Source organism: Clostridium sp., assembly GCF_036569345.1.
Taxonomy (GTDB): domain Bacteria; phylum Bacillota; class Clostridia; order Clostridiales; family Clostridiaceae; genus Clostridium_AD.
Map to the genome: position 1 here is coordinate 47109 of NZ_DATCQT010000047.1, position 7193 is coordinate 54301.

At 31.7% G+C, this 7193-nt stretch carries 5 protein-coding genes and 1 pseudogene; 1 reads left to right on the top strand and 5 read right to left on the bottom strand.

The genetic code is table 11. The annotated features are described in order from the left end of the window. Nucleotides 1–30: 30 nt before the first annotated feature. The 4 genes from hcp (VIM70_RS04550) to VIM70_RS04565 all read right to left on the bottom strand — a co-directional run bounded on the left by hcp (VIM70_RS04550) (nt 31) and on the right by VIM70_RS04565 (nt 4666). The gene (gene hcp, locus VIM70_RS04550; RefSeq protein WP_331944545.1) at nt 31–1749 is read right to left on the bottom strand and encodes a hydroxylamine reductase; all 1719 of its coding nucleotides are present in this window, start codon (nt 1747–1749) and stop codon (nt 31–33) included. Nucleotides 1750–1933: 184 nt separating this feature from the next. Then, nucleotides 1934–2122 carry a ferredoxin gene (locus VIM70_RS04555; protein ID WP_331944546.1) on the bottom strand — a complete coding sequence of 63 codons (189 nt, stop codon included), beginning with the start codon at nt 2120–2122 and terminating at the stop codon, nt 1934–1936. A 24-nt stretch (nt 2123–2146) separates the two neighbouring features. After that, nucleotides 2147–3334, bottom strand: coding sequence for an anaerobic nitric oxide reductase flavorubredoxin (locus VIM70_RS04560; protein WP_331944547.1), 1188 nt, complete (start codon nt 3332–3334; stop codon nt 2147–2149). Nucleotides 3335–3442: 108 nt separating this feature from the next. Continuing rightward, entirely contained in the window at nt 3443–4666 is a 1224-nt protein-coding gene (locus VIM70_RS04565; RefSeq protein WP_331944548.1) for an NAD(P)/FAD-dependent oxidoreductase, read from the bottom strand. Nucleotides 4667–4967: 301 nt separating this feature from the next. On the opposite strand from VIM70_RS04565, the gene hcp (VIM70_RS04570) reads away from it, so the two are divergent. Further along, nucleotides 4968–6614, top strand: a complete 1647-nt coding sequence (gene hcp, locus VIM70_RS04570; protein ID WP_331944549.1) for a hydroxylamine reductase — start codon at nt 4968–4970, stop codon at nt 6612–6614. Between the two features lie 203 nt (nt 6615–6817). Here hcp (VIM70_RS04570) and VIM70_RS04575 read toward each other — a convergent pair. Continuing rightward, nucleotides 6818–7193: pseudogene (locus VIM70_RS04575) on the bottom strand (pyruvate:ferredoxin (flavodoxin) oxidoreductase); the annotation flags it as partial.

The window sequence follows — 7193 nt, forward strand, 5'->3', positions numbered from 1 at the left end:
TAAATTTCAATACAGTTTTTGTCTTAATGGTTATTCTCCCATGAACATCTTTATATCATCATCCACATTACTTATTCCACCAATGCCGAAACTGTCAACCAATACTTTTACAACGTTTGGCGATAAAAATGCTGGCAATGTTGGTCCTAGATGAATATTTTTAACCCCTAAATGTAATAGTGCAAGTAAAACTATAACAGCCTTTTGCTCGTACCATGCAATATTATAAGAAATTGGAAGTTCATTTATATCATCTAATCCAAATACTTCTTTTAATTTAAGTGCTATCACTACTAATGAATATGAATCATTACATTGACCTGCATCTAATACTCTTGGAATTCCACCGATATCTCCTAAATTCAATTTATTATATTTATATTTTGCGCAACCTGCTGTAAGTATAACTGCATCTTTTGGTAATTTCTTAGCAAATTCTGTGTAGTAATCGCGGCTCTTCATTCTTCCATCACAGCCAGCCATTACGAAAAATCTTTTTATTGCTCCACTTTTAACGGCGTCTACAATCTTGTCCGCAAGAGCTATTACTTGGTTATGAGCAAAACCTCCTACTATTTCACCCTTTTCAATCTCAACAGGAGCTGCACATTTTTTAGCTTGTTTAATTATTGAAGAAAAATCTTTTGCATTTCCATTTATTCCATCTGCTATGTGTTTAACACCTGGAAAGCCTGTCACTCCTGTGGTGTATATTCTATCTTTATAAGATGCTTTTGGAGTTACAATACAGTTTGTAGTCATAAGTATTGGTCCGTTGAAGCTTTCAAATTCTTCATTTTGCTTCCACCATGCATTTCCATAATTACCTACCAAGTGCTTGTACTTTTTAAAAGCAGGATAATAATTAGCTGGGAGCATTTCACTATGAGTATAAATATCTATTCCAGTGCCTTCCGTTTGTTTTAATAACTCTTCCATATCTTTTAAATCATGTCCACTAATTAATATACCAGGATTAGTTTTAACTCCTATATTAACTTTTGTTATTTCAGGATTCCCGTAACTAGAAGTATTAGCCTTGTCGAGTAATGCCATTGCATCAACACCGTACTTACCACATTCAAGTACTAAAGCCACAAGTTCATCAACACTCAAAGTATCGTTTAAAGTAGAAGCTAACCCCTTTTGAGTGAATGCATGAAGTCCTTCGTCGTCATATCCAAGGTTATTGGCATGCTTAGCATATGCAGCCATGCCTTTGAGTCCGTATATAAGTAGTTCTCTTAAAGATCTTACATCCTCATTCTGAGTTGATAATACACCTACTTTTCCTGCTTTTTCATCAAATTCTTTTAAGTCATTAGAAAACCAAACCGCCGCATCAGGTAAATTCAATTCTTCTTCCTTTCCAAATCCAAATGTATTAAATATTTTCTTAAGCCAATTAGAATTTTCACCTTTATCACTTAATTTAATTCCAGCTTTAAGAAGTTGCTGTTTTACTTCTTCCCTTAAACTTAAGCCTTTTCTTATTCTTGTTATAAATACATTTCTATCAAAATTTGCATTTGTTATAGTTGCAAATAAACTTTCCATTATGAAATTATCTACTTCCTTATTGACTATACCATTCTCTCTAGCACGTACACTGTATATTGATATTCCTTTAGTTATATAAATTAGTAAGTCCTGAGCCTTTGCAAGGTCTTCAGTTTTACCACAAACTCCCTTTACCGTACATCCTTTGCAATTAGCTGCTTCTTGACATTGAAAACAAAACATAGCCATATAAATCATCCTCCATTTTTTCTTTTATAAGCACTACTTGTGCTTGTGTTATGAGATTAGTATACTAGTTTGTTTTTATATTGTCGGTAACATATGTTACTAGATTGATTTTCTTTAAATATGTTTAATATAAAAAGTAGCACCAGCTTACGCCGGTGCTACCAAATAAAAATAATGCTAATGGTTATTCAATTGTTATGGCATTCACTGGACACTGTTCTTCAGCATCTTTAGCGCTCTCAATTAGTTTTTCTTCAATTTCATTTTCCGAAGCTACAGCCTTTCCATCATCATCCATCTCAAAAATTTCAGGGCATACAGCAGGACATAATCCACACCCTATACATGTATCCTTATCAACAAAACCTTTCATAAAAATTAACCTCCTTTAAATTAATTAGATTTTTTCTATAACATTCCTTCCAAAATCTCTGCATCTGTTTAATCCATCTTCATCTGGATTCCACAATTCTCTTATTCCTTCATTTAATATTTCAAATCCTGACTTATTTAATTCCTCAGTAATTAATTTTGTAGACTCTCCACTCCATCCATAACTACCAAAGGCTGCTGCTTTCTTTCCTTTAAATTCAAGTCCTTTAATCATTTCTAGTATTGCCGCTGTTGAAGATAATATACCTTTATTTATTGTTGATGAACCAACAATCACCATCTTTGATTTAAACACTTCTGTAATAATATCATTTTTATCACTTTTAGATGAATTGAAAATCTTAATTGTAATATCATTATTTGAACTTTTTACACCTTCTGCTATGGCTTCAGCCATCCTTCTTGTATCATTCCACATAGTATCATAAATTATTGTGATCTGATTTTCCTGATAACCCTTTGCCCATTCCATATATTTATTTACTATTTGTAGTGGATTATCTCTCCATATTATGCCATGACTAGGACATATCATATCAACGGATAAATTAAAACTTAATATCTCTTCTATTTTTCTTACAACGAATTTGCTAAATGGGGTTAAAATATTTGCATAATATTTTGTTGCTTCTTGATATAATTCTGCCTGATCAACTTTATCATTATACATAAACTCTGAGGCATAATGCTGTCCAAATGCATCGTTACTAAATAGAATGTTTTCACCGGATAAATAGGTAAACATAGTATCAGGCCAATGAAGCATCTTTGCTTCTACAAATGTCAGTTTGTTTTTACCTATATCTAACGTATCTCCAGTTTTTACTTCTACAAAGTTCCACTCTTGATGATAATGTCCCTTTATTATTTTCGCACCACTTTTTGTACAATAAATCGGGGTGTTAGGTATCTCTTTCATTAAATCTGTAAGGGCACCACTATGATCACTTTCCGAGTGGTTCATAATTATATAATCAATTTTGTTTAAATCAACCTCATTTTTTAGATTGGTTATAAATTCTTTAGAGAATGGTTGCCAAACAGTATCAATTAGCACTGTCTTTTCATCTTTAATTAAATATGAATTATATGAAGAACCTTTATGTGTAGAGTATTCTTCACCATGGAATGTTCTTAACTCCCAATCAATCTTTCCAACCCAGGTTACAGTATCACTTATTTTAAAACTCATTTAATTCCCTCCATCTTTTGCATATATAAGTGCTATTTACGATTGTTTATAAGTTTATGATAGTGCTTCGCAAATATAATTTCAGTAACATATATTGCTTCATTTCCTTCAGTTATTTTTTAATTTCATTAGTAAATCATTTACTCCTGCATTTAATAAATCTATGCTTAAAAATACAATCCTCTTTTCTATGGCATTCTTTAATAGGGCAGAATACTTATTATCACCTATTACAATGGCACCTATTATTTTATTATCTCTAATAAATAATCTCTTATAAGACAAACTATCAGAGCTCTCATCTGTTATTGCCCTATCGCATAGCTTCTCATCAATCTCACCCATGGAGAAAAGGGCAGTATTAAATGCATTTAATATTGTAACTGGCACAATACCATTGTATACTGCATGTCTACCAACAATATTATATCCAGCTGTCTTCCCTTGCTCTATAGCAATGTTCCAAAGTCCCACTATTTTTCCATTTAACTCTGCTACATCCCCTGCTGCATACACATTCTCTATATTAGTTTCCATCCTCTCATTAACTACAATCCCATTATTGGTTTTTATTGGTGTACTCTCTAATAATTCCTTATTAGCTCTTATACCAACAGAAAAAATTACCATATCACAGTCAATAGTTTTTTCATCCATTGTTTTTACGCCTTTTACCTTGTTTCCTCCAAGAATTTTTACTATCTGTGTCTTTAAAAGTACTTTAGTTTTAAAACCTTCAATTGCAGTTTTAAGAATCTCAGATGCCCTTTTATCTAGCTGGCGAGGCATTAATCTTTCTTGAAACTCGGCTATAATAGCATCTTTACCATGCTGATTAAGACTCCACGCGGTTTCTATTCCTTGCACTCCGCCTCCCACATTCAATATAGTTTTTTTATCGTAAATATTATCTTTTATATCTCGTATATTATCCAATTTTCTTATTGTATAAACATTTTCCTTATCAATACCATCAATAGATGGCATAAAGTTTTTTGAACCATTAGCCAATAATAACTTATTATAACCAAATCTATTTCCATCATCCAAAATAATTTCACTCTTAGTTGTGTCAATCCCAATAACTTCTTTGTTAAGAAATAACTTTACATTATTTAATTCGTACCAATCTTTTTTCTGAAGCATTATCTTTTCCTCTTCAAGGCTATCCAATAAGCCTTTTGTTAACTTTATCCTGTAATACGGATAATATCTTTCATTTTGAAATATGAATATATTTGTGTCGATGTCGGTCTCTCGAATTGCCTTTATTGCACTTATAGCTGCAACGCCACCACCTATTATAACTATATTATTACTCAGTCTAACCACCCCCACTATAATTGTTAACTTCTCAGCTAATTTCATAACTTTAATTTTAATTACAAAATCATTTAATCATCCTTTAAATAATATTATATCCATTACGACCTGTTTTTAATGTGATTTAAGTCAAATATAAACACATTAAAAATGTACAAAAGGTTAACTTTCTAAAACTGTTGAAAGATATTTATTGTAATGGTAAGGTGTAAGCATACCATAATTTTCTTAAAAATTGATTCATTATCAATTTAAATTTTCAACAAGTATTTAGATATTCAAATATTTATAAAATTTAGGAGGGTTACTTATGCAAGGAAAAATGTTTTGTTTTCAATGCGAACAAACTGCAGGTGGAAAAGGTTGCACTAACATAGGCGTCTGTGGAAAAACACCAGAGATTGCAGCAATGCAAGATTTGTTAATCTATCAGCTAAAAGGAATAAGTTGTTATGCTACTGAACTTTTAACCAAAGGTGAGAAACTACCTAAATCTTGGGTATCATTTATGGAAAATTCATTGTTTATGACATTAACTAATGTAAACTTTGATCCTAATGCCCATATTGATATGCTTAAAAAATCTCAAGTAATCAAAGAAGAAATTAGGAAGAAAACTTCAAATGAAAAAGTAAATACTGCAGAGGCTTTATATAATTTAAGTGATTCTAAAGAACAAATTCTTGAAGATGCTAAAAAAGCAGGCATTATGTATGATGAAAAATTAGATGCTGATATCCGTTCCGTAAGAGAAACTATAAAATATGGATTAAAGGGTATTGCTGCTTATGCACACCAAGCTAGATTTATAGAATATAACAGTGATGAAGTAGATGAGTTTTATTTTATAGCTCTTGCAGCATTAACTGATAATAGTTTAAATCTTCAAGATCTTATCAAGTACTTACTTAAAACTGGAGAGATGAGTGTTAAAGTTATGGAGGTATTAGATAAAGCTAATACTGAAAAATATAGCTCTCCGTCACCTCAAAAGGTTAATGTAAACATTAAAAAAGGACCATTTATCGTGATTTCTGGTCATGATTTAAGGGACCTTCAAATGCTCCTTGAACAAACAGAAGGAAAGGGAATAAATATTTATACCCACGGCGAGATGCTCCCTTCTCATGGATATCCTAAGTTAAATAAATATGCACATTTAGTAGGTAACTTTGGAGGAGCTTGGCAAAATCAACAAAAGGAATTTGATGGTATTCCTGGGTGCATTTTAATGACAACAAACTGCTTAATAAAACCAAAAGATTCTTATAAAGATAGAATTTTCTCAACAAGTGTTGTTGGCTGGGATGGTATAAAACATATACCTGCTGATGTTAATGGTCATAAAGACTTCTCTGAAATAATAAAGAAAGCTCTAGCACTTGGTGGCTTTGAAAAAGATGAAGAAGTTAAGGAAATACTAGTTGGATTTGGTCATAAAGCAACTTTAAGTCATGCTGATACAATCATTAATGCAGTTAAGGAAGGAAAAATTAAGCACTTTTTCTTGATTGGAGGATGTGACGGAGCAAAAACAGGAAGAAATTATTATACTGAATTTGCTCAGCTAGTTCCAAAAGATTGTATTATTCTAACTTTAGCTTGTGGAAAATACCGTTTTAACAAATTAGAGTTTGGTGAAGTAGCTGGACTCCCAAGATTGCTAGATATAGGTCAATGCAACGATGCATATTCTGCTGTTAGAATAGCTTCCGCACTAGCTGATGCATTTAAATGCACCATTAATGATCTACCACTAACACTGATTATAACTTGGTATGAACAAAAGGCTGTTGCAGACTTGTTGGCCTTACTATCACTAGGTGTAAAAGGAATTTACCTAGGACCAACACTACCAGCTTTCTTAAGCCCTAATGTATTACAATTCCTAGTTGATAATTTTGATATTAAACCTATAAGTACACCAGAAGCTGATTTAAAACAAATACTCGGATAAACGATATAGATATCAAAATTATAGTTTAAAACATAGGCTAATTCTAAAGGTAGTTAAATGCCTTTAGAATTAGCCTTTATATTTATAATTTTTATTTCTACTATCTTTTATTTTGAAGTAAAGTTACTTGAAGTCCCAGCACAAACAAAAGGAACCCCTTGAAGGAGTCCCTTTTACTTTTAACTATTTTTTATTTCTTTTAATTATTCTTGGTTAGCTAGTTTTTTGTATCCAGCTAATCTTTCCGTAGCATCTTTTTCTGTTTTAACAAATAATTCTTCTGCTATTTCTGGGAATGTTTTTGCTAGTGAAGAATATCTTACTTCACCCATTAGATATTCTCTAAATGAAGTAGTTGGTTCTTTAGAGTCTAATGTAAATGGATTTTTTCCTGCTTCTTTTAAAGCTGGATTAAATCTATACATAGCCCAATATCCTGATTCAACAGCTCTCTTAGTTTCAAGTTGTGTACAACCCATTCCAACTTTAAGACCGTGATTGATACATGGAGCATATGCTATTATAAGTGATGGTCCTTTATATGCTTCTGCTTCTTTTATAGCTTTTAATGTTTGAGCT